Annotated in this window: 17 protein-coding genes; 10 read left to right on the top strand and 7 right to left on the bottom strand. The window is 48.0% G+C overall.

Annotation, left to right across the window (positions count from 1 at the left end; translation table 11 throughout):
• Window positions 1-31: 31 nt before the first annotated feature.
• From hepT to K7P76_RS14010, 5 genes are all read right to left on the bottom strand, one after another.
• Window positions 32-445, bottom strand: coding sequence for a type VII toxin-antitoxin system HepT family RNase toxin (gene hepT / locus K7P76_RS14030; RefSeq protein WP_232185921.1), 414 nt, complete (start codon window positions 443-445; stop codon window positions 32-34).
• The gene (gene mntA / locus K7P76_RS14025; RefSeq protein ID WP_232185920.1) at window positions 381-851 is read right to left on the bottom strand and encodes a type VII toxin-antitoxin system MntA family adenylyltransferase antitoxin; all 471 of its coding nucleotides are present in this window, start codon (window positions 849-851) and stop codon (window positions 381-383) included. The genes hepT and mntA overlap by 65 nt, the downstream gene beginning before the upstream one ends.
• A gap of 70 nt (window positions 852-921) precedes the next feature.
• The gene (locus tag K7P76_RS14020; RefSeq protein ID WP_232185919.1) at window positions 922-1530 is read right to left on the bottom strand and encodes a 3'-5' exonuclease; all 609 of its coding nucleotides are present in this window, start codon (window positions 1528-1530) and stop codon (window positions 922-924) included.
• Window positions 1531-1550: 20 nt separating this feature from the next.
• Complete coding sequence (locus tag K7P76_RS14015; RefSeq protein WP_232185918.1) at window positions 1551-2510, bottom strand: TIGR03943 family putative permease subunit; 960 nt, start codon at window positions 2508-2510, stop codon at window positions 1551-1553.
• The gene (locus tag K7P76_RS14010; RefSeq protein ID WP_232185973.1) at window positions 2507-3373 is read right to left on the bottom strand and encodes a permease; all 867 of its coding nucleotides are present in this window, start codon (window positions 3371-3373) and stop codon (window positions 2507-2509) included. The genes K7P76_RS14015 and K7P76_RS14010 overlap by 4 nt, the downstream gene beginning before the upstream one ends.
• A 207-nt stretch (window positions 3374-3580) precedes the next feature.
• Here K7P76_RS14010 and K7P76_RS14005 point away from each other — a divergent pair, with 207 nt between their 5' ends.
• From K7P76_RS14005 to K7P76_RS13995, 3 genes are all read left to right on the top strand, one after another.
• Window positions 3581-8071, top strand: a complete 4491-nt coding sequence (locus K7P76_RS14005; protein WP_232185917.1) for a choice-of-anchor I family protein — start codon at window positions 3581-3583, stop codon at window positions 8069-8071.
• A 153-nt stretch (window positions 8072-8224) separates the two neighbouring features.
• Window positions 8225-9133: an Rpn/YhgA-type helix-turn-helix domain-containing protein gene (locus K7P76_RS14000; protein WP_232185916.1), complete on the top strand. Its 909-nt coding sequence runs from the start codon at window positions 8225-8227 to the stop codon at window positions 9131-9133.
• A 77-nt stretch (window positions 9134-9210) separates the two neighbouring features.
• The gene (locus K7P76_RS13995) at window positions 9211-9870 is read left to right on the top strand and encodes a hypothetical protein (protein WP_232185915.1); all 660 of its coding nucleotides are present in this window, start codon (window positions 9211-9213) and stop codon (window positions 9868-9870) included.
• Between the two features lie 125 nt (window positions 9871-9995).
• Here the strand turns inward: K7P76_RS13995 and K7P76_RS13990 are convergent, their stop codons facing one another.
• Complete coding sequence (locus K7P76_RS13990; protein ID WP_232185914.1) at window positions 9996-14321, bottom strand: cadherin-like beta sandwich domain-containing protein; 4326 nt, start codon at window positions 14319-14321, stop codon at window positions 9996-9998.
• Window positions 14322-14567: 246 nt separating this feature from the next.
• Between K7P76_RS13990 and K7P76_RS13985 the strand changes: the two genes are divergently transcribed.
• Window positions 14568-16910, top strand: a complete 2343-nt coding sequence (locus tag K7P76_RS13985) for a family 78 glycoside hydrolase catalytic domain (RefSeq protein ID WP_232185913.1) — start codon at window positions 14568-14570, stop codon at window positions 16908-16910.
• A 432-nt stretch (window positions 16911-17342) separates the two neighbouring features.
• Here K7P76_RS13985 and K7P76_RS13980 read toward each other — a convergent pair whose 3' ends face one another.
• Window positions 17343-18383 (bottom strand): LacI family DNA-binding transcriptional regulator, encoded by a 1041-nt coding sequence (locus K7P76_RS13980; RefSeq protein ID WP_232185912.1) that lies wholly within the window; start codon window positions 18381-18383, stop codon window positions 17343-17345.
• 426 nt (window positions 18384-18809) lie between these two features.
• Between K7P76_RS13980 and K7P76_RS13975 the strand changes: the two genes are divergently transcribed.
• The 6 genes from K7P76_RS13975 to K7P76_RS13950 all read left to right on the top strand — a co-directional run bounded on the left by K7P76_RS13975 (window position 18810) and on the right by K7P76_RS13950 (window position 26343).
• Window positions 18810-20447, top strand: coding sequence for an ABC transporter substrate-binding protein (locus K7P76_RS13975; RefSeq protein WP_232185911.1), 1638 nt, complete (start codon window positions 18810-18812; stop codon window positions 20445-20447).
• 92 nt (window positions 20448-20539) lie between these two features.
• Window positions 20540-21418: a carbohydrate ABC transporter permease gene (locus tag K7P76_RS13970; protein WP_232185910.1), complete on the top strand. Its 879-nt coding sequence runs from the start codon at window positions 20540-20542 to the stop codon at window positions 21416-21418.
• An 11-nt stretch (window positions 21419-21429) separates the two neighbouring features.
• Window positions 21430-22245 (top strand): carbohydrate ABC transporter permease, encoded by an 816-nt coding sequence (locus K7P76_RS13965; RefSeq protein WP_232185909.1) that lies wholly within the window; start codon window positions 21430-21432, stop codon window positions 22243-22245.
• Between the two features lie 47 nt (window positions 22246-22292).
• The gene (locus K7P76_RS13960; RefSeq protein WP_232185908.1) at window positions 22293-24458 is read left to right on the top strand and encodes an alpha-L-rhamnosidase C-terminal domain-containing protein; all 2166 of its coding nucleotides are present in this window, start codon (window positions 22293-22295) and stop codon (window positions 24456-24458) included.
• Window positions 24439-25674 carry an MFS transporter gene (locus K7P76_RS13955; RefSeq protein ID WP_232185907.1) on the top strand — a complete coding sequence of 412 codons (1236 nt, stop codon included), beginning with the start codon at window positions 24439-24441 and terminating at the stop codon, window positions 25672-25674. The genes K7P76_RS13960 and K7P76_RS13955 overlap by 20 nt, the downstream gene beginning before the upstream one ends.
• A gap of 87 nt (window positions 25675-25761) precedes the next feature.
• A complete protein-coding gene (locus K7P76_RS13950) occupies window positions 25762-26343 on the top strand; it encodes a TetR/AcrR family transcriptional regulator (protein ID WP_232185906.1) in 582 nt (193 codons plus the stop codon).
• Window positions 26344-26393: the final 50 nt, after the last annotated feature.

Genomic DNA, 26393 nt, shown 5'->3' with positions numbered 1-26393 from the left:
AAAGCCCGAGACTCTTGAGGAGTTTCGGGCTTTACTGTTTAGCGATACTAAGGGATTGTTCTGCGAAGGACGAGAAATCGTTGATGTGATGTGTAATAATATTTTTTACGATTATTAACTGTATGGTTTGGTAGTCATGTACGGCTATGTTCCTGAATCCGACCATGGCATTCATACGGCTGCTAATCTCTTTGGTAATCAAGTTGTGTTGTTCGAGAATTTGGAAAGCGTCGCGACTATTCTGAGGAATTCCGAGTTTGCGATCAGACACAATATGCATGGCAATATCAATGCAGGCTTCGCATGCTCTTTGCAGATTCAGAATAATGGAATCCTGTTTAGTGAGGATATTTAGATTTTCTTCGTTCTGTTGGTATTCTTCATGGATTCTCTGAATGCATCGCCGGATCGTTTCCGTTTTGTTCAAGATGATATCTAAGGTCATTGTCCACTCCCCCATTCACTCTGTACGACTGCATAATGACATCTCTTTCTTCATTAAGCATGGCGTATGCCTTAAATGACCGCATGAATGAATATTGTCGCATTAAGGGCTTCTTATCTAGAATGACAATGCCTGAGCCTACAATTTGAGCTTGAAATACGGTGCTTGCCTGGCGAAAATCGATTAAATCAACCTCGCGGTGAATGATACCGGCTAAGTGTTGCGCAGCCATAAATATATCATAAGCGTTAAACGTTATGTCTGATATAAATGCCAGGTCGATGTCACTATCATTCCTGAGCTGTTCTTTGGCTGCTGATCCGAACAAGATGACGGTATCTGCGTTTAACTGCAAGCTTAGAAAATTGCAAATGGTTTGAGTTTGCTCCTCGCTGAGTTGTGACATGCCAGATCCTCCTTGTTTTCATGGGATAAAATTAATTATAGCATAAAGCATTCTTACATTCTGTCCCGGATCAAGCATACTTAATCTCAACCGGAACCATGCTCGCATGCGTGGGATACCACTTGGGCATTCCGTATTTTTTCATGTAACCGAGCACGTTCAAGTCACTTTCCACGCTCTTTTCCTCATTCATCTTCTCCAGCAGCTTCCAGCAGGCATAGACGTCGTTGATCGATCGGTGCGCCCCTTCCAGCACGATGCCGTAGCGATCGCACATCTCTTTCAGATTATGAGGGTATGTATGACGGTTACGGGAAATCGTTAGCGTATCAAGGAATGAGTTGTTAAAAGATCGGTTAGCGAGCCGCAGCAAAGTATGGTGCAAGAAACTCAGGTCGAACATGGCGTTGTGGGCGACGATTGTGCTGTCTCCGATCAACCGATTCAGAATGCGGAAAGCCGTTTCTTCGTCCATGCCGTTCACGAGATCCTCGGAAGTGATGCCTGTTATCTCCGTTATTTTAGGCGGAAGAGCACCCTTGAAACGGATAAGCGTACTGAACTGGCTGACAATCTCTCCGCCGTAGCAGCGGATGGCCGCCATCTCAATGACACGGTCGCGGGCCGGGTCCAGTCCGCTTGTTTCGAAATCGAGGACTGTTATATTGTCTAAAATCACGATGTAAACCTCCTCTTAGCTTAATTCACTCGATATACGTAAGGATCCTTAGGAGCAGGTATCGCCGTCCATGAGCTTACTTTAAGTACGGGGATCGTCTGTTTGAAAGGCTGATACAGCTCTGATGTCAGCACGCCCGTCACATGGACCCAATCGTCATCATGAAGCTGAGTTCCCTTCGGAAAATCTACCAGCATCCCGAATACGCCCGAATCGGCAGCGCAATGGATAAAGCCGAACCGAAAGACGAAGTAGTGTTCACCGTCCACCTGCTCGCCTTTATAGGCAAACCCATCGAAAGAGATCGTCCTTCCCATGAATTCTCCGGGGAAATTGTAGATGACTTCCATTCCCTTCATATACTTCTGATCGTCAAGCGAGATTTCCCGCAGGTTCCGGAACTCGGATAGTTCTTTATTCTTAACGGCTTCATAGCCTTCTTCCCCGTAGAATACGCTAGAGTCCGGCTTAAGAAACTGGTGCTGGCCTGGGTTTCTGTCGGAAATAGAGCTGTTCATGCTAGGGAAGGAGAAGCCTTTGGCCTTCACGAAGCTTGAATCCAGCGTCTGCACCGGCAAGAAAATGCCCGTAAATATTGGGAAACTCAAGACCAAGTAGCCGATCGCCCGCTTCCACTTGGAGGATGAACCATGGGAATGACCGTGGTTGTGTTCATGATTGTGCTCATGTACCTGCGTATGGTCATGGACATGTTCATGTTCATGGTTATGTTCATGGCTATGTTCATGGTGCTCGCCTTCGTGCTCATGTTGATGCTCCGCCGCCAAAGCTCTATTTTTCTCCGCTTGCTCCAGACGGTACATCCGTACGACTTCAATAAGACTCAGAAGCAGCAGAATTACGATAGCGCTAATGGAAAGATAGCTATATTTCGTATTAATATACTTATTCAATTTACCCTGCCAATGGATGAGCATAAACATAAAAGCGAAGCCGAATAGAATATAAAATCGGATCATCCAACAAACCTCCCTACGATTAAGGATCCAACCAAAGTGAAGAAGGTAACGAGCGCGATCAGCACAATTACGAATTTGGTGCGAAAAGCGCTAGCCAGCATCAGGGTGTTTTTAATATCGACCATTGGTCCGAATACGAGGAAGGCGGATAGAGATCCCATCGAGAACGTGCTGCGGAAGGAGGAGGCGATAAAGGCATCGGCTTCCGAGCAGAGCGACATCGTAAAGGCTAGACCGATCATAACCAAGGAAGCCATCACTGGATTGCTTCCAAGATGCAGCAAAGACGAAGTCGGGATGAACGTCTGCATGCTAGCGGCGATGAATGCGCCCAGCACCAAGTATTTGCCCACTGAGAAAAACTCGTCGACTGCGTGCGTCAATACGGACCCTAGCCTAGCCATTGGAGGCGGTCGTTTGCTTACTTTTATCGGCAATTCAGATGCGGCGGCAATCTGCTGCTCGTTCACTCTCAGAGGAAGCACCGGGAATAATAGAGCGACGGACATCGAAACGGCAAGCGCGACCGCGAAAGCCATGCCGGCACGAATGGCCACGACTTTCCAATCATTACCGAATGCTATATATGTGGAAAATAAAACGATAGGATTAATAATAGGACCCGTGAGCATGAAAGCTATTCCGGCATTCAGGGGAACTCCTTTGTTTAATAGACGGCGAGTAATCGGAACGATCCCGCATTCGCACGATGGAAACAGGATGCCCACGCTGCAACCGAACAGCGATGCTAGGAACCGGTTCTTAGGCATGATTCTGGCAATCCAACGTTCCGTTATGAACGATTGGATCAATCCCGATATCAGCACGCCGACAAGCACGAATGGGATAGCCTCCATAATCATGCTAAGGAAAATCGTATTAAGCTGTAAAAATATTTTCACGAATGCACCTGCTAGAGTTTGATGTGAAACCGATGAATTTAGATTACCATATTGGTTCTATGAATACCTTAAATCCTTAATTTAACATTTCCTTAACATAACATAGGGGTTAGAGATAACGGACTGCCTATACAATGAGTAAAACTATCAGAATAGGGAGTGTAAAGCTTGAACAATTTTAGCAAAAAGAGCATGTCTCTATTGTTATCTGCGGCTGTTTTAGTAGGTACGGTTTTTTCCGGAAGCGTTGCTACGGCTGGTCCGATCGTAGTACCGGGTACGCCATACGATTCGAACGGGGTATACGATGTGACGGTTCCTCATGTCATCATTAATCAGGTTTATGGCTATGGGTACGTGACTGATGCTGGGCTCATTTCCAACGGCTTTATAGAACTCTACAATCCAACGAATGCGGATGTTGATCTGAGCGGTTGGTCCCTGCACTATGCAGATAGAGGAGATACCTCCTCGGTTACCGACTCGACTTATCAATATACTGCCCCTCTTGGTTCTTGGGAGCAGTTGAATCTCACTGGAACGATCAAAGCCCAATCATCATATTTAATAACCGGCAAGTTTACGGGGGCAACTACCCCAATGCTTGACCTCTCGGTTAGCGATCAGCATTGGGATCGCGTTATTGCCAATAAAGGCATGAAGGTTGCTCTTATGAGCAATCAAGCGGCGCTAAATATGGCAAATCCATACTCTACCAACCCTGCCCAATTACCTGCAGGTTATGTTGACATGATTGGCACGGGTAGTAATGATCCGGGAAGCACAGTGGATGCATATGAAGGTACGGGAGGACTTTACCCCTCAGGCAGTTCAACCGGAACCTCTAAGAAAAAAGCCATTCGCCGTAATGTTGTTGGTGGTAAAGTTATAGACACTGACAATAACGTTAATGATTTTAAACAAGTCGCTTATGACCCCTATAATGCTGCGACATATGAGGCGATGAAGCCTCGTAGCGGAGTTATCGGTATTACGAATACAGCTTTAGCAAATGCAATCGTAGGTTCGGCTTATACTGGTAACATCACAATTTCAGGAGGTACTCCGCCTTATAATTACTCATCGATCACTCTTCCTGCCGGTTTGACGTTGAATGCTGTAACTGGGGCCATAACCGGTATACCGGCAGTGGGAACCGAGGGTACGGTTTCGGTTGAATTTTCGGTCACTGACAACTCTTACACGCCACTTAATGTGAAAAAAACGCTAGCGTTGACAGTTACTGCAGCGCCAATGGTATTATCGGCGACCGCACTGTCCTTACCTAATACAACAGTAGGTGTCGCTTACACTCCAGTACCTTCCGTTAACGTAACAGGAGGTACTGCACCCTACACTTATGCAGCAACTGGCTTGCCGTCTGGTTTGACAATCAATGCGACCACTGGTGAAATATCAGGAACTCCCACACAGGGGAGAGCGGGAACGGTTCAAGTTGTGATAACGGTTACCGATAACGCTGCGCCTGTCAAAGCGACTATAACCAAAACCCTCCCTCTCACGGTATCTCCTGCGATTATTAATTACGTAGATACTCTGAACGTTTCCAAAATCGGTTCCTACTCCGTGGGTAGCACGAATGCGGACGGCGGCGTTGCGGAGATCGTTAAGTATAACAAAGATAACGGGAAATTTTACTTGGTTGTCGGATCGGGAACTCCACCCACATTGGACGTGGTTACCCTCAGCGCTAATTTGAACATGACCAAGGAAAAGAGTATATACGTCAAGACTTTATCCGAGTCGGGTGGCGGGTTTGCTTATGGAGATCTAACTAGCGTAGATATCAATACGACTACGAAACGCATCTACACGTCCATTCAAGAAGCGGATTATACCAAAGCCGGTAAAATCCTTGTAATGGATTATGATGGAAATCTAATAACAACCTATGCTGCCGGCATTCAACCGGACATGATTAAGACGACTTCCGATGGCAGATATATTCTGACTGCTGACGAAGGGGAGCCCCGTGGCGGTTCCGGATCGGGTATCGTAGATCCAGAGGGATCCATTACGATCGTTGATACGATCAATCAATCGGTCTCTCGAGCTAAATTCAATAACGAGGCTGTCATTGATAACGATGTTCACATCCGCGGTGCTTCCGGGCCCGACGGTAAAATCACTGGATCTGGATCGAAGGCAGATGCGTTATTCGATTTCGAGCCTGAATACATTGCCTTGTCCGCGGACAATACGAAAGCTTATGTATCCCTGCAGGAGAATAATGCAGTCGCCACAGTGGATATTGCTAGCAAGACGATAACATCGGTTAAGTCGCTCGGCTTCAAGGATTTCAATGATCCTAAGAACGTTCTGGATTTAATCAAGGAATCAACCCCCAAGATTAAGCTAGAAAACGTGCCGTTCAAAGGGCTGTACATGCCGGATGGTATAGCGGCTCATAGTATTGGCGGAAAAACTTACTTGTTTACTGCCAATGAAGGCGATGCAACAGAATGGCCAGTCATTAAGCCCTTAACAAGAACAAGCACAACTACAATTAAAGACATTAAAGGCAGCCTGACCCTAAACTCGGAGGCGGAGGTCTTCCTGCGCGATAAGGGAACCACTTACGATAAGGTCGAAGTGCTTAATGATATGGGCAAAGACAGCATCTACATGTATGGCGGACGTTCGTTCTCTATCTGGGATGCCGATACATTAACCCAAGTGTACGACAGCGGAAGCGATTTTGAGAGAATTACGGCTCTTCGTTTACCGGCTTACTTTAATGCAGGCCATAACAACAAAGATTTAGATAGCCGCAGTGGAAAAAAGGGACCTGAGCCGGAAGACATTAAGACCGGTAAAGTAGGAAATAAAACGTTCGCCTTTGTTGGACTGGAGCGAATCGGAGGCGTCATGACGTATGATGTTTCGAATCCTGCCGCCCCAACCTTTGCGAATTACACGAATACAAGGGATTTTACAGTAACGGATGTTTTGAATACGGATACGGGTCCGGAAGGACTTGAATTTATCCCGGCGGCAGATAGCCCAACGGGCTTGCCTCTATTACTAGTCGCGTACGAAGTTGGCGGCAGGGTGGCTGTATTGCAATTAAACGTAACGAAAGTCGTCTTAGATAAAAAGTCGCTCTCCATTAAAGTCGGCGATGCCGCAATGAAAATCACGCCTGCCGTAACTCCAGTCGGAGGCGGGGCGGCGACTGTGACCTGGTCTTCCTCTAACCCGGCGGTTGCGACCGTTGACGCAGGCGGGAATGTTACTCCTGTTGCAGTAGGGACGGCAACGATCATGGCTCTAAGTGCGGACGGATATGGAGAAGCGCAAGCAACCGTGACGGTCGGGGCGGCGAGTACGAATATTGGCAATATAGGTAACACGGGCAACAATGGAAGTGCTGGCGGGACGGAGACGCCTAAAGCTCCGGTAATTACGGGCGATGAGACGAAGGTGACAGCAGAAGCCAAAGCTACGACGGATGCATCGGGCAAAGCTGAAGCGACATTTACTGCCAAACAAGTAACGGAGTCTCTTGATGCGTTGAGCAAGGCTGCTTCAAATGGGAAGCCGGCGGTTCTGGAATTCAAAGCAACGGTCACCGGAGATGCAACGCAAGCCGTTGTTCGTGTTCCTGCCGAATCCTTGGCGAAGATCGCGGGAAGCGGCGTGTCGGCGGTAACGGTCGATGCGGGCGTTGGTTCGGTTTCATTGGACAAAACAGCCCTATCCACTGTCTCGGCGGCGGCAAGTAAAGGTGATGTATCCGTTACGATTAAGAAAACGGACGCTGCGACGGTCACCAGAGATTTTCCTCAAGCGTCCAAAGATGCTATAGCTGCGGCAGTCGGCAGTAAACCGGTTTTCGACTTCACGGTAACGGCTGACGGTAAGACAGTTTCTACATTCGGCGGTGGTTCAGTTGACGTCACCGTTCCGTATACGTTATCTGCAGGCGAAGATATCCATGCCATCGTCATCTATTATATTTCCGATGCCGGCGAGATCGCCATGGTGCCTAACTGTATATATGATGCAGCGACGGGTAAAGTGAACTTTAGCGTCAAGCATTTTTCCAAGTATGCGGTGGGCTATAATAAGCTGGCATTTAGCGATACAAGCTCGAGCTTTGCCAAGGATTATATTACCTACCTCTCGGCCAGAAACATTATCGGCGGTATCGGCGACAACAAATTCGCCCCTAAGGATCTGATGACTCGCGCGGATATCACGGTTATATTAGCGCGGATGGCGGATGCGGATCTGAGTAAATACGCAACTTCAAGTTTCGTGGACGTGGATTCCAGCGCCTACTATTTTAGAACGGTCGAATGGGCGGTTAACAATGGCATTGCCGACGGGATCGGCAATGGAATGTTCAACCCGAAAGCTCATGTCACGCGCGAGCAGTTGGTAACGATGATTGCCCGCTATGCTTCCGTTATGAAGATCTCGCTTCCACAGAAAGCGGCGATCGTAACTTTCGTCGATCATGACAAGGTGTCTGAATATGCGATAGGTGCTTTGAGTTCTGTACAGCAGGCTGGGATTATAGGCGGTAAAACCTCCATCGGCCAATCGGGTATGTTCTTTGCACCGAAGGATTACTCAACCCGTGCAGAAACAGCGAAAATATTGGCAATACTGATGCAGGTTATGATTAAATAGGCAAAGGCTAACTGTTCTTATATACAACAAATATGTTATTATCATTCTATTATTAAACATCGGTCGTGAAGCACACGCCGCTCGTTCTCCTCTTAAGGAGTCAACGGGTGGCGTTTTGTCGTTTTGCGACAAATTAAGGGGGGCGAGGTTAGGGTGATTGATCATGATCGGTTATACAAGGAACTCATCCAGACTTTTTTCAAGGAGTTTGTGGAGTTGTTTTTTCCGGAAGCGGCTGAGGCGATTGACTTTGCTCATGTAAAGTTCCTATCCGAGGAACTATTCACCGATTTAACAGGCGGCAAAAAAGGGCGTGTAGATTTACTAGTAGAAGCAAAACTAAAGGGGGAGGACGCTCTAATATTAATCCACCTGGAACCGCAATCGTATTATGAAAAGGATTTTGCTGAACGGATGTTTCTTTACGCAAGCCGCTTGTATGAGAAGTATCGGAGAAGGATTATACCGATTGCCATCTTCAGTCATAAGCGAAAGAAACCAGAGGCGGATTCGTTCACGTGGGAGTTCTCATTCCTCAATGTTCTACAGTTTAAGTATTTCTCGTTGCAGCTCCATCATCAAGATTGGCGGAAATTTGTACAAACGAACAACCCTGTAGCTGCTGCCCTTCTGAGCAGCATGGGATATAATGAAAGAGAACGCATTGAGCTATATAGCGGCTTTATAAGGATAATGCTTGATTTGAAACTTGACCCTGCTAAAATGGAGTTATTATCGGTGTTTTTTGAAACCTATATGCCCTTATCATCGAGTGAAAAAAATATAGCGCATTCCGAGTTTATTAAACGCAATCCGAAGAAGGAGAGAAATCTGATGGAATTTATGTCATCATTCGCAAAGGAAGGGTTTCAGAAAGGATTGATCGAAGGAAGAAATGAAGGCAAAATCGAAGGCAAAATAGAAGGCAAAATCGAAGGCGAGAAGGAGGGTCTTGAGAAAGCCGCAGCCCGAATGCTCGAAGAAGGATTAGCCCCCGAACTCATCATGAAAGTAACCGGCTTATCGGAATCAGACTTAGAAAAGCTCGGTAAATCGCATTAATCCCCTTTGCTACTGCTCTTTCGCCTATTTTGGGATATAATAAGGGTTAAGGCGTCTCAGTCTCGAGGAGGATTACTTTGAACCAAACGATTACGGTTAATAAAAAAGAAATAGCGGTAACATTCACTAATTATTTCGATTCCGAGTTCGGTGAATTTTTGTTTAAACAAGTCATGTGCGATGTGTATATGCCTGGGAATGAAGTTGTTCCGATTGCTGTAGAGAAAGAACAGATCAGGCTCGTAATCGAAGGCTTCAAGAAACGCAAAGAGCTCTACGACGAAATCCCGAAAGAAAATATCAAGGGTAAATCCTATTACGTCATCAATTCGAGAATGCGTTATGATCTCGATTGGCTCAAAGGGAATAAGCCCGTGAAGCCTATTTCTCTAGCAGAGCATGAGAAGCTCAAAGCGGACGAAGCTCGTGGCATCAAACCCGCGGCGGTAGTTGAGCCACTGGAATCGCCGGAACCTCGGAAGCTTCAACCGGAGCAGCCTAAGGCACCCGAATACAAAGACAACAGACGCAAGTTTTTACTATCCAAAGGCTTTAAGCATAACCTAGCTACGAACAATTGGGAGATTAAAGACATCCGTTTTCCCGATTCCAAAATAGATAAGTCGAAGTCGGACGAAGAATTCGCGGAAGGCATGAATCGTTTGCTGGAAGCCTCGTATCAGAATCACCTGAAACGGAGAGCCAAACCTTCGAAAAGCGCGGAACCCAAATCCTAATCCTAATAACCCAATTGCAAGAAAAAAACCGTTCATCTCCAAGGAATTCCGAGGAGACGAACGGTTTTTTTCAATTAGGTCGATTAAATCGAAGCGTTTCCGAATTCATTATTCAAACTGATCGTTTAGTTGATGAATTGCAAATACTGCAGCATCCGTTTCAGCATAACGGCGGCCTGAGCGCGGGAAGCATCTTGCTTGGCATTAAAGCTATTACCTGGCGCTCCTTCAATGATATGCGCATCCAGCGCTTGCGCTGCCGCTTTTTTGGCCCATCCGGCAATATCGCCAACATCCTTGAAGGAATCCAGTATACCGATATCGGCCGTATTATCCTTGCCAGCAAGCTCCAAAGCTCGGCTAATCATCACCAGCATTTGCTCGCGGTTAATGGTCTCGTTGGGCATGAATGACTGCTCGTCGATTCCGGAGACAAGGCCGGCGTTCAAAGCGGTTGCGATCGCGGCGGCAAACCAGTCGGCCTCCCGAATATCGCGGAACGATTTATCGGACGCCTTATCGGCAAGACCAAGCGAACGAACGAGCAATGCCGTAAACTCAGCCCGCGTAATGGCTTTATTTGGCGAGAACTCCGCTTCCCCGGTCCCGTCCACGATTAATTTATTCGCCAACTCCGTTACATTTTGTTCAGACCAATGGCCGTTCAAGTCTCTGAATGATTTGAATGCTTTCGTGATGGCGAAAGGACCGTTATAAGGAGAAAATATCGTGATTTCCGCCTTCCCATCCCCACCTGTAAAGGAAGAGGGTACGAATCTCAGCTTATGAATCGGATCGATCGATACGGCGGTCGACTGATAAGGCGTAATTGCTCCGGTCACGCTGATCGTGATTCCCAAGTAAGCATCAGGGAAGTCGTCGACTTCCTTTCCGTCGATATAAAGGTGAACGACAAAAGGATTTGTCGCTAGCTGGACTCCTTGTTCCTGCGCTGCCTGCTTCCATTGCTCCAGAGGGCTCCCGGCAATGCGGTTATAAACAACGGATAATGCGTTTTTCCCGGACAAGCCTTTTAGCGTGGAAATGGGTACCAGCAGTCGCGCATTCCCATCGCTGCCCGGGATTTCGATAATGACTCTTTGAGCTTGAGGTTTGGCTGCCAAAGCCTTAGCTAATAGCTCCGTATCGATCGTCACCGTAATCTTAGGCTGACCTTGCTCGTTTGTGCCTTCCGTAACTTTAGCTGCCTTCTTCAGATTGATCTTTACTTCAGTTGGAGCATCGCTTTCATCGCTATTCACGTCCGGAGAGGCAACAGGTGCGGCAGGGCCGGGACCAGCAGGAGGACCACCCATAGGTGGACCGCCAACAGGAGGATCGCCAGGGCCATGTTGATGACCATCGTCATTATGGTCTGGATCGTCGCTATGCTTTGTAGTAAGCGTTTCGATCGGCGAGTTGCCGCTTTCATTGCCCGCGCCGTCGATAGCTCTCAGCGTGTAAGTGTATGGAGTATCCGGATTCAAGCCAGTAAGAGTTGCGGTAAGGACATTGCCAAGCGTTTGGACTGGAGTGTAGGTTCCTGCATGGACGGAATAGAGACGATACCCGGTTACTCCGATATTGTCGGTTGCCGGAGTCCAATTTAAAGTCGCTTGGGTGGAGGCGATGCCTATTGCATGGACTTTCGTGCCCGCAGGCCACTGGGGAGCCACATCATCGATTCGCTTCACCTGTATATGATAAGGTTGTGCCGATTGGTTTATTTTCACCGTTATTTCATTTATTCCTACGTCCAGAGGGATCGGATTAATGATAGGATCACCATTCAATTGGAGAACGGGATTGCCTGGTTGGCCGTTCCATTTCGCGTCTAGAACCGTACTCGAGATATGATAAGGAACAGTGGCCGTGTAATCGTACACGGAGCTTTGAACGGATTGATTAAGCGCAATTCCGCTTAAAGTCATGCTGAATACGGGACTGTCACGGGTGATGGACAGGGTATAGGTTTGCGTGTGATTACCGTCCTGAGAAGTAACGACGGCTTTAATGACGTTCAACCCTTCCTTTAACGGAATCGTTTGATTAATCGGCAAGTCGTCCAAGAATGCTTGGGTCGTCGCTTGGCTGTCAGCGGGCACTATCGTAATTTGGGTCGTGTCGATATCATTGGGAACGGTCGCTTGGTATTCGTAGATGTCGCTAGTGACACCGGGATTTATCGTGATGCCCGATAACGTGATGCTATGAATAAAAGCATTGGGAGAAGCAAGCCTAGTTACGTTGATTTTATAAGTCTGCTTAGTTGTCCCGTCGTCCGCGGTAACCTCTACCCGAATGTCGTTAGGTCCAACGGTGAGAGGGATAGCCCCCGTAACGGCTGAACCGTTTAGCGTGATTACCGTTTTTGCATTCGTATCTTGAAGGGTATAAGCAAGCGTAATTGCATTCGTTTCGTTCGGAACGGTAGCGGAGTAGTTGAAGAATTCGCTTGCGAAGCTTTCCGCAAAACTGCCGCCGCTCATGGAGAGTGTGGATAAATAAGCGTTATTGTTCGACTTGTAAACATTGATCGTATAGGTCTTTTTGTTTCCGTTCTGAGCGGTTACGGCTATGTTTATCGTATTGTCTCCCAAGTTCAAGCTGATCGGAGCACTAGACGTCCCGCTATCTAATGTTTGATCGTTGATCTTTATAGAAGCATGAATTTCATTCGCGGTCGGCGTTAAAGAGATGCTGTCCATATCCGATCCGACGGTCACGTTATAATTCAAATGGTCCGCATGAAATGCCGGGTTCAACGATACAATGCTGCTTGTCAGGTTTTGCAGAGTGGCATCCGATGATAGTAAGCCATAAACCATGAGTTGATTGGAAAAGGTGGCAAGATACACTTTGCCGTTCGCAACCGTAGGCGCAGCGAATTTGCCGAAATTACCCGAGTCGTCGCGGGCAGGATTCAATTCGCTGTTCCATAACTCCTTCGACAGATCGTTCGCGTCGAACGCACGCAATACGCCATCGACCGTTTTCTGATTAGCGTCGTCGTACTGGGGAATATTGGCCCAAATAATACCCGATCCTGCTTGATTGCCGTTGGAAGATACCGAGAGGAATCCCCCTGGCATTTTGTGCATCGGAGCGGTAAAGGTGCTTTGAGAAACGAGAGGGAAAGAGTATTGACCTGTCGCGGCATTGAAATCTACCTTATAGGCTTTAAGGCGATCGGATTCTCCCCAGATGTAGAACCAGTTTCCCGCCGGACCTTCCCAATAAATGGGGCTGCTATGAATGTTGCCTACCGCAGCATGTTGCATGCTCGCAACTATCTGCGAGTCGTCACCGACATGATATTTACCCAAATTAGTCTTGTCCACTACATATAACCGACCTTCTTTACCGCCTCCAATGAGAAAATTCGTACCTGGTACGAGAAGCAAGCCGGAAGACAGATCGAGGTCTTGATAATTCAAATACTCATAATTAAACGGAGTGAACCAATCGACGATTTCCGCCGGGGTTCCCGCTGCGCCGCTCAGCTTAACGATGCTGCTGCCGCGATTAGGACCATCGACAATATCGGTCGCCCCATTGCCTGTCATAAAATAGATATTGCCTTCTTCATCGACGGTAACTCCTTGGCTAGACATCCAAACGCCGCCCTCAGCCTCGCAATGAGATAACGTTTCGCAATCAGGAGTCGTATTGTAAACAACTTCTTGTTCCAAGGTTTGAGCATTGTAGCCAAGAATCCAACCATTGTAGGTCCCTGTGTCGGCGAAACTTGCGGAGCCGAAATAAACTCTTCCATTCGCTAAAGTCAACGCGGACCGCTGGGATTGCCGGTTGCTGCGCCATTGCCAAGTAAAGGAATGTCCGTCTTTCGTTTTTCCGGGATAAACGGCTTCAATAAGCTTAGGTTCTGCGAGTTTCCCTTCACCGGTTCTTATATCAAGCGCATGAAGATGATAGCGGAACTCGCCGTCCACCTTGGTCATTGCGACTAAATAGATGGTGTTGTTAGCCCTATCGATAACAGGCGTTGAAAGAATTCCGATTTCCACCATAATATCTTTGTAATTCATTCCCCAACCGATGTCATCGTCAGGAAGGGGGACGGACGGTCCGAGATTGACGGACCATAAGGGCACGCCGGCAGGGTCATCCGCGTCAAAACAATAGACGGTGTTGTGCATGGTAGCGACGTATATGACGTTGCGGGTTTTGCCCCCGATATCCATGTTCGACAAATAGAGCGGCTGCGCATAGATATGTCCGTCAACGGGAATCGAGAATAACTTGCCAAACTGTTCAACGTTGACATTGGACGTATTCAGAGAGGTTTCTAGAAGGTTGGCTCCCGTCCGTGCGTTATCGTTATGTTGAGTCGTGATATCAATATGGCCTGCGGCAAACACCGAGATAGGGAAGTTAAACAGTAATAAACTAAAGCAGAACAAATACATAGCTAGCGCACGCTTAAACAAAGCAAAAACCCCCATCTAAAAATGATGATGATACAAATTGTAACTATTTATGACACGAATAGTATCACAAAAGATGAGGGTTTTCTAGTGCCAATTCAATAGAAATCATCATTTTTATTACAATAACTATCTAAAACCGCATTATTACGCGCTTTTTCAAGTGAAAAACACTTGAAGTTTTATTGTTTCTTTTACCTGTTATACGTGATAAAGTAGCTTCAATTCAAAGTTAGGAGCGTGAAATAATTGCTGCGAGCGCCAAGTCTATGGCACCCTGGAACATCCAGATCCACGAACATATACGTCATTTTCCAGAGTGAATTGGCTATAAAGTCGGCTGGGGATGTTATTCTCAAAATTTTCGGTTACAGCATGTACAGAGTCTATTTAGACGGTATAGAAATCGCTGAAGGCCCAGCCAGATATGCGCCGGATCATCCGGAGTATGACCAACATTCGGTAAGGCTGACAGGCCATTCGCATATTCTCACCGTTATCGTGCATGATTACGGTGTTCATACCCGTATTCTAATCGGGGGAATAGCCCCGTTCCTGCAATGCGTTGTCGAAGGCGCGGATGGGGAGATTGCGCTAGAGTGGAAATGCCGAGAGTTGGATGCTTACGAGTTTTCCGATCGTCGACTCAATCCCCAACTGGGTTGGCCGGAATTGTGCGACACTCGCAAGCTGCCCAATCTAACGCACCTATATGATGGCGCAGATTGGGTTAAACCTATGGAAATTCCTCATCCGCTTGGGGATCACCCCGTCGTACCGAAAACAATCGGCGATGTTCTTCGGCTTCCCGTACAATCAACGGTTATCGCGCAAGGTTTATATGCCGACCGCTTTGGATATGTGAATGACGATCTTCCCGTACGGTTTATTAGCCGGGATCTAAAGCCGTCGCTTCCGGAGGACGGGTTCTGGATTCGTTACGATTTCGGCAAAATCGGATTACACCGACCGGCCATTCAATTGGATGCGCCGGAAGGAGTCGTTATCGAGGCAGGTTACGGCGAGTCATTGACGGAAGGAAGAGTGTATCCCGTCATCACGTTGTCGGCTGGTGCGTCTTGCCATATGGATCGTTGGATAACGCGGGGAGGCGTTCAGGAGCTCAAGACGTTCTCTCCTCGAGGCTTTCGTTATCTGGAACTCCATGTTGCCGCACCGGCAAATAAAATCACTATCGAATCCGTAATGGCTATTCAGCGTACGGCTTATGAGATATCAAAAGGGACTTTCACTTGCAGCGATCCGCTTCTTAATCGAATATGGAGCGTTGGTGTCGACACGCTGCGGGCTTGCTGCGAAGATGCGCTAACCGATACGCCTACGCGCGAGAGAGGGCAATGGATCGGGGATGCCGCCGTTATCGGCATGGAGGTTCTTGCCGTATCGTTCGGGGATCTCTCGCTAATCCGGAGAAGCTTGCTTCAAGCGTCTTATCGACGAAGGGAAGATGGTTTAGCTGCCGGTCTTTGTCCGGGACAAGAAGCTTATTTGACCTCTTTCGCCTTGTATTGGATAAACGGGTGCTTGCGGTATAGTCGGTTGACCGGAGATCATACGCTGTTGGAACAAGTATATGAGACAGCCGTCGGTACGCTAAATATATTCTGGGCAGGTATGACTCAAAGGGGAGTTTTAGTTGCCGACGCTTGGGATTTTCTCGATTGGGGGCATTCCATTCCGGACAATGAATTGAATGTGAGCCTGAATTTGCTGCTGCTGAAAACCTTGAAAGATATGCTGGAGTGGGAACGATTATTGAGCAACGACACTGGAGTCGAGTTGAGACGCGAGCAGATCAACATTCTAAGCGATATCATTAATAAGTTTTATATCACGCCGTCCGGTCTGCCGGTGAAGTCCGTACCACAAGAAGGCATTTTAGCGGCCAACGAGAGAAAACCGGGATATCATGCCACCGTGCTGGCTCTATTGTTCGGCTTGTTGGAGGAAGGCGAGGTGAGAGAGCATGCGGTATCCTTCGTGAAAGACCATATGCTCAACTGTTTTCCTAATGACCCGAATGCGCCAAGGCTCGCAAATCCATCGGCCAATAGCGATCGGCTCATTACGCCCAGCTTCGCGCATTTTGCTTTGCAGGCGTTATGGGAAGCGGGTGAAGTGGATTTCGTGCTGAATCAGTACCGGATTTGCTGGGGATGGATGTTGGATGAAGGGGCGACAACGCTCCTCGAAGTGTTCGATACGAGGTGGAGCCACTGCCATGCATGGTCAGGCTCGCCGACTTGGCAGCTTTCGCGACACTTGCTGGGATTGATCCCATTGCCGGAGGATGCCTCAGGATGTTACCTGCTTGATTTTCAACCCGGATCGCTTGCGCAGGCATCGGGGAAAGTACCTTTGCTTCATAAGCAAGGTTTGGTCGAGATTAGTTGGCAGAGAGTTTCTGAGGGACAATGGATTTATAACCTGAAGACGAATCAACCGATACACATCAGACTCTCTAACAGGAGCAAGCCGAAAGAGCTAATAATAGATTCGGTTAACAAGCCGCACGCTATCGGGGAAGAACCGTTTGAAGTATTGCAGGGGATTAAACTCATGTATTCGTAGAGAGGTATGATAAGGCTGTCCTAAAAGTAGCTAAGTTCACTTACCGAGCAGCTCACGTTTATCGAAAATTATGCTCAAACCGAAATGCACTGGGTATAGGCGTAGATGATGAACTTGGTAAGCATCTTGGGATAGCAGTTGTCTCGACCTCCACATCCATTTTACCGGAGAACGGTTCCCTTTTTTGCGTTCTTATGGGCTTATTTGCTTTAATCGATGAAAAAAAAGAGGGGTGTATCTCCTGTAGGAGCGACAGCGTTTGCCTTCGGAATCGTGAAATCTCCTTGTTACGAGTTTACCAATTCAGATTTCACGATTCTGACAGCAACCGGAAGGAGATACATCCCCGCAAAAACCATAATCGATAGAAACAGCAAAGAAGCTGCCCATAAGGTTCAGGGACAGCTTCTTCGTACCTTATTGAAAATCCCCTTATTCGCTGCCGACGATTGCTGCACCGCAGCTGGATCGGATAATCAGCTCCGAAGAGATGACGATATTTTGCGGCGGGCGCTCCTTTTTCCTGCTGAGCAGCTTCAGCAGCAATTTGGCACCCTCCTTACCACTTTCGTACACGTTCGTCGTTGCCGAGGTAATTCCGTATTTAACCGCTTGCGGCGTATTCTCGAAGCTGATTAACGCGATGTCTTTCGGAACGTTCAACCCATGCATTTGGGCATATTCGAGCACGCCGATAGCTTGCGCATCACGTCCGGCAACGATGGCGGTTGGGGTATCTTTAAGCGATCGAAAATATTCCATTGCCCGGTAACCGCTAGTTTCCTTATCGTCTCCGATATACACATAATCCTCGCGGAACTTAACGCCTTCCTCTTCCAAAGCGCTTTTGTAGCCTTCCAAGCGATCTTCGCAAACGAGATATTCCAGAGATCCCGGACTGATAAAAGCGATTTTGCTATGGCCCAGATTAAGCAGATGACGGGTATTCCGGTAAGCAATTTCATGGTTGTCAACGTCGACGGAATTGACTTGGTTTTTCATATCGTTGCTCCCGATGATGACGATAGGGAAATTCTGTTCGGTAAGCTCGGCGATTACGGATGAGTCATGTTTAGGCAGGCAGATCAGAACGCCGTCCATTGCGCGCTCCCGCATGAGCTTGACCAATTTGGGCGTCTTGGCTTTGTGCCCGAGATTATCCCACGAAATGAGCAGGTTATGATCTTTTTGATCTAATATTTCCCCGATCCCTTGCATGAGATCGTTGAATATACTGTTCCCCGAGAAGTTGAAAAACTCGGAAGCGGGCTGCGGGGTGAACAAGCATATATTGTTCGTCTTGCGCGTGACAAGACCGCGGGCGGCGGAATTGGGCTGGTAGTTCAGGCGCCGGATGACCTCCATAATCCGTTCCTTTGTTTCCGGCGCGACCGGCGCCGTTCCGTTAAAGGCGAACGACACAGTGGAGATCGAGACGCCAGCCTCCCTTGCGATATCTTTAATGGTTACCATAATGCGTCTCCCTTATATAAAAACGTTTTATTTATTTAAGATAACACTCGCTCATATTTCGGTCAATTACTATTTGTACAAGCGATTATTTGCAATTATTTTTATTCACGAATTCTCAATAAACCTAGAAGTATCAAGGAATTAAGCGTTTACAAAAAACGTTTTATTTTAATATTGTCCGGCACGCTTTACGATGGTATGATTAGCACATGAACGTGAATGGAAGTGCTTACAATGAGTTCTAGAGTTCAAGATGGAGGCGGTACGGCTATCGAAAAGGGCGAGAATGGGGTTAAAGGTCATTGATTTGGGTAAAAATTTACAAGAAATACAAAACGTTTTTATGTTTTAATGTCGAATGGAACACAAGAAGAACTATCGGTGTCGAACAAACGTCACAACAATGATCTCAAGGGGGAAACGAGTATGAAGAAAAGGCAGTTATCATCCATGTTGTTGGCTATCGTAATGGTTTTAGTCATTCTGGCGGGATGCTCGAAATCGAATTCCAACTCGAACGGAACCGAAAGCGCTTCGCCAAGCGGTTCTAAAGCATCGGAAACCGCGTCCGATTCTCCTTCGGCTTCCGCATCGGAAGCGCCTAAAGAGGAGAAAACGATCGTCTTCTCGACGATTCAGAACTACTATACGGACGGCTTGAAAAAAGCGGCAGAAGATTATAACAAGCTCCATCCGGAAACAAAGGTCAAAATCGATATCGTCGTAGACAACCCGACTTACACAGCTTCCTTCCAAGCGAAGATGGCGGCCGGCGGCGACGATGCCCCGGATATCGTTCATGCCAACTTGCTCGGCGATAGCCCGGGAAATAATATTAAGAAAAACTTCATCCTTCCGCTCAATGATTACGTTAAGGAGCCAAACCCTTACAATAACGGAACTTCCTTGTGGGATGGCGTTGATGGAGCCTACTGGCCTTATGCCTACTCGGATGCCGGCGACATCTTCATGGTTCCTTTCGATCTTGTAGGTACCGGATTTTATTACAACAAGGATTTGTTCGCGAAAGCGGGAATTACCGAAGCGCCTACGACTTGGGAAGACATGTTCGCTTCGTTCCAGAAGTTGAAAGACTCCGGCGTGATTCCGCTGGCACTTACTCAAGTGCCCGGCCAAGACACAACCGGCTGGATGATCGGAGCATTCACGGACTGGGCGGCTCGTTCGCTCTTGCCTGAGGTGTTCGTCCAACCCGGAGATGCACGCAATACGCCGGATGTTGAGGCTATTAATTCCAAAGTCAAATACGCGGCAGACAATCCATTTTTCGATATCGGCGCAGTTGAAGATCCGGAGAGAAGAATGGCTCTATGGAAAAGCGGCAAATACGACATGCAAGGCGCTGCCGAGAAAAAATATTGGTCTACTCTGAAGGAACTTTCAAAATATCTGCAGCCTGGTTATGCGACGATGTCCGACGCGGATTCCTATAAGCTGTTCATCGCCGGGAAAGCGGCGGCTTACTGGAACGGCAGCTGGCAGGTCGGTACGATCCTGAAAGACCAGAAGTCTCTGAAAGACAAGGCATTCGCATGGGGAACGTTCAAATTCCCGGATTTCAAGACGCCTGATCCTAACTTCCCGGATCATCCTCGCGGAATTCTCGTACCGGGGCACCAAATCGCGATCACGAATAAAATGAAGAATGACGAGGACAAAGTCGCTCGTGCCAAAGATTTCGTGAAGTTCCTGTTCTCGCCGGCCGAAGCGCAAGTCGTCTACACCACGACGATCGAAGCGGGCCAGTTCGTTCAAGGACCGAGCTTGGTCAAAGGAGTTACGCTGTCGGATGAAGTCAACAGCTACCTGACGGGTTTCATAACGGCAGGTAACATGAACCAAGGCATCGGTCAAATCGCGAACGGCAATCCGAAGGGTGAAGCCAACCTGAACAGTGAAATGAAAGCACTGCAATTGCAATATTACAACGACAAGATTTCCTTAGAGGAATTCCTGAAGAAGAAAGCGGCCTTTACGACCAAGACTAATGAAAACTACATCGCGGAAAACAAATGGGACTTGGATCCGAAAACGAATCCATAAAGAATAGCAAAGCCAAGCGGATGTGGGATGGCAGAAATGCCGTCCTTCTCCCGCTTGTCCGTTTTTAACCGCAAAGGAAGGAGAAGGAGCAAATGAGTACATCTAGATTGCGCAAATACAGCATCTCTTACCTGTTTCTAGTGCCGTCTTTTTTGTTTATTTTCACGTTTTTGTATTATCCCGTCATTCTGGCGTTCATTCACTCCTTCACCAAGTGGAATTTGGTGACGTCGGAATGGATCGGCTTTGATAATTTCCGGGTCATGTTCAGCGATTCGGTATTCCTGACGGGAGCAACCAATCAATTGATTTATACCGTTACGGATATTCTCAAAGCGCTTATATTCCCGCTGGTTGCGGCGGAACTCATTTTCCTCATTGGCGGCAATAAAATCAAATATTTATTCCGGACTGGGTTTATTCTGCCTATGCTTCTGCCGGGGATCGTCACGATCCTATTATGGCAAAACATCTACGATCCGAATAACGGGCTTATTAATCAATTGCTTATCGCGGTAGGTTTAGATAGCTGGACCCATGCTTGGCTAGGCGATGAGACAACGTCGATATGGTCTATCGTTTTCTTCGGCTTCCCCTTTATCGCGGGTTTGCCGTTTCTCATTTATTATGCCGCAATCGGCGGCATGAATCAGGAACAGATCGAGGCGGCAAGGATCGACGGGGCAAACCGTTGGCAAGTGTTCACGAAAATGCACATCCCGTTTCTTATCCCCCAATTCAAAGTCATTACGATCTTGACGATCATATCCAGCTTGCAGGATTTCGTGAAAATCATGGTTCTTACGGCCGGAGGCCCGGGAGTGTCGACGACCAATCCGGCGATGATTATGTACAATGCGGCATTCGGCAGCTCGCAGTATGGCTACGGATCGGCCATTGGCGTATCGCTGTTCCTAGTTATTCTCGTGCTAACGTTCTTTAACTTGAAGTTTTTGAAAACAGACTATTAGGGGGTATCGCCATGACCGCGCGCTTGTCGAAATGGACGGGATCCGCCGTATTGGTCATCCTCTTGATCATCACGCTAGTTCCGTTCATCATTCTTTTCTTTTTCTCGATTAAAGACCAGTTCGAGATTCTGATCGATTTCTGGGGCATGCCTGAAGTCATTAAGTGGGCCAATTATTCGGATGCTTGGAACGTCGTAAAATCAAGCATTGGAAATTCCTTATATGTATGCATCGTAACGGTTATCGGAGCGGTCGTTCTCGGTTCCCTTTCCGGTTACGTGTTCGCCAGACATAAGTTTCCACTTAAAGGTTTGCTGTACATCCTCCTAATCGGGGTCATGATGATTCCTTCTTTGCTGACCATCGTGCCGCTTTACGCGACAATCGCCAAGCTAGGATTCACGAATAGCTATCTCGGGCTCATTCTTCCGTATATCGCAGGTACGCAGCTGCTCGGAGTGTTGCTATGCCGGACATTCTTCGAGTCGCTTCCGGAAGAATTGTTCGAGGCGGCGAGGATCGACGGAGGGAACGAGTTTTACTTGTATTCCCGCATCGCGCTTCCTCTTTGCCTTCCGATTCTTGCAACGGTCGGGATTGTTACCTTTCTCGCGGTGTACAGCGATTATTTATGGCCATTTATCGTTCTTGCCCAAGAGAAGCAGACGTTTACGATGGCGGCCGTTAGCTTGAACCGATCGGGCCAATCCGATATCGGACTTTCATTCGCCGGCTATATTATCGGGAGCGTGCCTACGATTCTGGTTATCGTGTTTGGTATGAAGTATTACATTGAAGGTATGGTCACGGGAGCGGTTAAATCATAGACTGTATGCCGCTAATCGTTCGATCCGGCATAGAAATGAGGACAACAATGGAAACCAACGGTTATGATCATACGATACCGTTATGGATTTGGCACGAGGATCGAGAGAGCAAGCCGCATATTATACTGAGTAGACGGTTCAACCTGAAGCACGCTCTGCGCAACGTAACTTTCCAAGCTGCGTTTACGGGGGCGGCAACCGTGTCGGTGGACGGTCAAATCGTGGCTCGGGTTGAAGAGAAGGCTGGGAACGTGGATTCGTTCATGCGGCTGAAAACCTTCCCCGATTCATTAGCTGCCGGGGAACACGAAATTCAATTGGAGCTGGAGTGCACGGAATTCATCCCCTTAGTGGACGTGAATAGTTATTTGCGGGATAGGCGTGTAGGGGCGATCGCCTTTATGCAAACTGAGGGTTACTGGTTGACTACAGATGATCGCTGGACGGCGAACGGGACGGCGGCCGCAACGATATGCCGGCTTGGGGAAGAGCCTTTCGGAGATTTGGAAGAAGGTCCCGAGTGGTTCGTGCGTGGGGGATTCGATGATATCAAAGCTTTTACTTTAGCGGATTATCGCGTCTTGGAAAGCAACCGCATGCTCATCAACCAAGACCAAGGGCGGCTGTTGATAACGGGAAGTTATACGCAAGACGCGACTCTGGACAAACCCGAGCCGCAAAATCTGCAGCTATTCTACCATTTGCGCAAGCAAGAGCAATGGAAGATTATGAGGGATAGGCAAAAGCAAATGAACTTAGACTCGGCATCTTCCCTTACTGTTGATTTGGGTAAAGAGCATAACTGTCGGTTCTATGTGAACAACTTAGCGGAGCACCCGGCGAAAATCGTATGGAACGGAGCGGAGTCTCTCCACGAACTAGAGCAATATGAGGGCTGCATTACGGAATCGTTCGAAGTATTGCCGGGCCAAACTTATTATACGTTGCCTCAAGGAATGCGGTATATCCGGATTTATATGCTCGGTGCACCAAATCGGGATTATCAGATGCTAGTCGCTTTTCAAGCGATTCATGTTGACTTGCGGCAAGTTGGAAGCTTTCATTCGGATAAGGGTTTGCTTGACCGGGTATACGAGGTTTCTGCCCATACGAATAAAATCTGTCATCAAATCGGATTATGGGACGGCATAAAGAGAGATCGCTTGAACTGGACGTTCGATTTTTACTTGGCGGCCAAATCCTGTTATTTCCTATGGGACGATTATAAAGTCATACGTCGTGCCGTAAGCGAGCTCGGGGTCGGAACGCCATACGGCTCATGGATGAACGGGATTTGCGAGTATACGCTATGGTGGCTTAAGACGGTTTGCGAATACCATTTTCATACCGGAGATAAGACGTTCGTACTGGAGATGAGAGAGCCGCTTGCTCGTCATATGCGCTGGATTGAGGCAAATATCGATTCTAAGCATGGAGGCATCAAGCAGCAGTCCAATATTCTCATCGAATGGACTCCGCTTTCGGACGCAGAGAAACAGCTGGGCTTGCAGGCGGTTTTCGCCTTAACCCGCGCCGATCTTCAAGCGTTGCTGGCTGCCGTTCCGGAGCTGGGACTCGTTTGCGATTGGCCGCTCGCAGAGTTGGAAGAGGAAGCGTTCGTTAGTGCGGATAACCAACTCGCGACAAAGGTACTAGGCATTGCAAGCGGTTATGTCTCCGAGCCGAAGTCACGCGAGTTTCTAGAGCAGTATGAACTTCAAGATCCTCTGACGCCATTGTCTGCCTATCAGCTCGCGGAATGCTACTCCAAATACGGGTTGCACGAGCGGGCGTTCAGGGTGATTGCTGACGTCTGGGGCGGTATGCTGGAGCACGGAGCGACGACGTTCTGGGAAGCTTATACGCTAAATAGCGATCGTGATTTCCATGATTCGCTTACGACTTACACCAGCTACGGCTCCTATCGGATAAGTCTATGCCACGCTTGGTCCAGTACTCCTGTCAAATGGATCAGTGAAAATGTGCTCGGAGTACAGGCGATCGAACCCGGTTTTACAAGCGTTAGCTTTCAGCCGGTTTCCGTAAGCGGTATGCGCGAGTGTCAAGGAATCGTGAATACGCCGCACGGACCGATTAAGGTTCAATGGCATCTCGATGAGAATGACGAGATGCTAGGGGAAATCGAAGCACCCCAAGAAATAACGGTTATTCGTTCGTTGAAAGGTGTGTCCAGTGGATCCGGATCGAACTGACTCCGATAAGCTATTCGTACAGGCAGCCCATAATCTACGCATCGATATTGCGGCAGCCGTCGTTAACGGTTTGTTTCTTGGGTTGGTATTGCCTTTCCTAGCGGTTATGGCTTTGCGGTTCGGTGGCGATGCATGGGACACGGCCATCATTGCGGCCGCTCCCGCAGCAGCGAATTTGCTCGCTATCGTGTGGGGGAGATTAACGCAGAAAGCAGATCGAGTGCGCTTAATTTTTCTTTTTCACGGACTTGCGCGGTTTATGGTTCTGTTCATGGCGTTTACGGTGAATTCTAGCGTTATTGTAGTGCTAACGCTTCTTTTCTTCGTTTTGCAGGGAGTTGCTATGCCCGCGTACGTTGGACTAATGAGATCGATATACCCGGATTCGATTCGTGGAAAATATATGGCATATGTTCGCGTGTCCGGAGGGATTTCCACCCTTGCAGGGATATATGCAGCGGGAGCGTGGTTCGAAGGCCATTTTCGGATGGCGGCGATCCTCGCTTTTTTCCTTGGCATAATCGGCATCGTTATGTTCAGCCGCATTCGCGAACCTGGACTGCATTCGGTCAGAAATACGGTCGCGGTCAGTTGGAAGGATACTTTCGCGGCACTCACGAATGACCGGAGATTTCAGCTTTTACTGGCCGGCATTTTCATTTATGAATTTTTCTTTCTATTACCCTCGTCGGCTTATCCTCTCTATCAAGTAGAGAAGATGCATCTGACGAATGGACAGATCGGACTAATCAGCATGGCGACAACGGCATCCGCGCTAGTCTTTAATCCGATATGGGGGAGAATAATCGATCGGTATTCCACCATGCCGGTGCTGCTCGTGTCTGCCTTGACTGGCGCGGCAATGCCTTTCGTTTACTGGATCGCGCCCAGCATGGGGCTTCTAGTTAGCGGGGCATTCGCCGCGGGAATCGCTTCTGCCGGGATGGATTTAGCTTGGATTAATTATATTTCCCGCTCGGCGGGCAAACATATCACTTCGTTCAGCGGAATCTATCTGACCTTGGTCGGAGTGCGAGGAATTTTGGCGCCCTTATGCGGAGTTATCACGATGCGTATATTAGGAACGAGCCTGTTGTTCGGAATTTCGTTTTTCATGATGTTGCTCTCGCTGATCCCATTTGTATTGCTGCAGCTAACCCATTCGAGACGGCAGCGGGATATTACCGGGCATTACAACGAAATGCACAAGTCATGATATAATCATGATCAGCAATACTCGCAAGTCGGGACGCACCACGGAATGGGTTGCTCCAGAGCGAATAATGGAGGAAGTGATGAACCGGTGAGCAGAGACAAGATTATGTATGCGGCCGGAGCCGTGTTTGCGACTAGAGGCTATCATCGTGCGAGCATGGATGACATTGCAGTGGAAGCCAATGTAGCCAAAGGTACGCTGTATTATCATTTTCCAAGCAAAGCCCAGCTTTTTAAAGCGCTCGTGACCGAATGGCTTACAACAGTTGCCGAGAAAATCCAGGAATCTTTGAACAATGACCTGCCGGTGGACGAACAAATCCGTCTAGTCATTCGCCATCATATCGATTTATATTTGGATTACGGCCAGATGTCGCATATTGTGTTTAACGAATTGACGAACGGCATTGAAGAAGACATCTTGCAGGAAATTGCCGTGCTGCGCGAGCAGCATATCCGCTTTGTCGCCGGTTTGCTGGAAGAGGGCCACCGCGCAGGGATAGTCCGAACGGTGAATTTCCAGCTCGCCGCTTCCGGTACGATCGGTATGCTCGAAGGCTTGTGCAAGCACTATTTGCGCCAGAAGGACGAGGGGCTCCGGGAGAAGATCGAATCGTTTATGCACACTGTGCTTTTTGCAGGACTTTTTGTAAACACGACTTCAAGCTAATTGGATCTATGGAATTACATATAAGAGTGAAGCTGTCGAATAGAGCCTGA

The sequence above is a fragment of the Cohnella silvisoli genome, from assembly GCF_021190915.1.
In the GTDB taxonomy this organism is placed as follows: domain Bacteria; phylum Bacillota; class Bacilli; order Paenibacillales; family Paenibacillaceae; genus Cohnella; species Cohnella silvisoli.
Note: the sequence above shows the minus strand (reverse complement) of the source record. Positions and strands in the feature narration are given on the sequence as shown.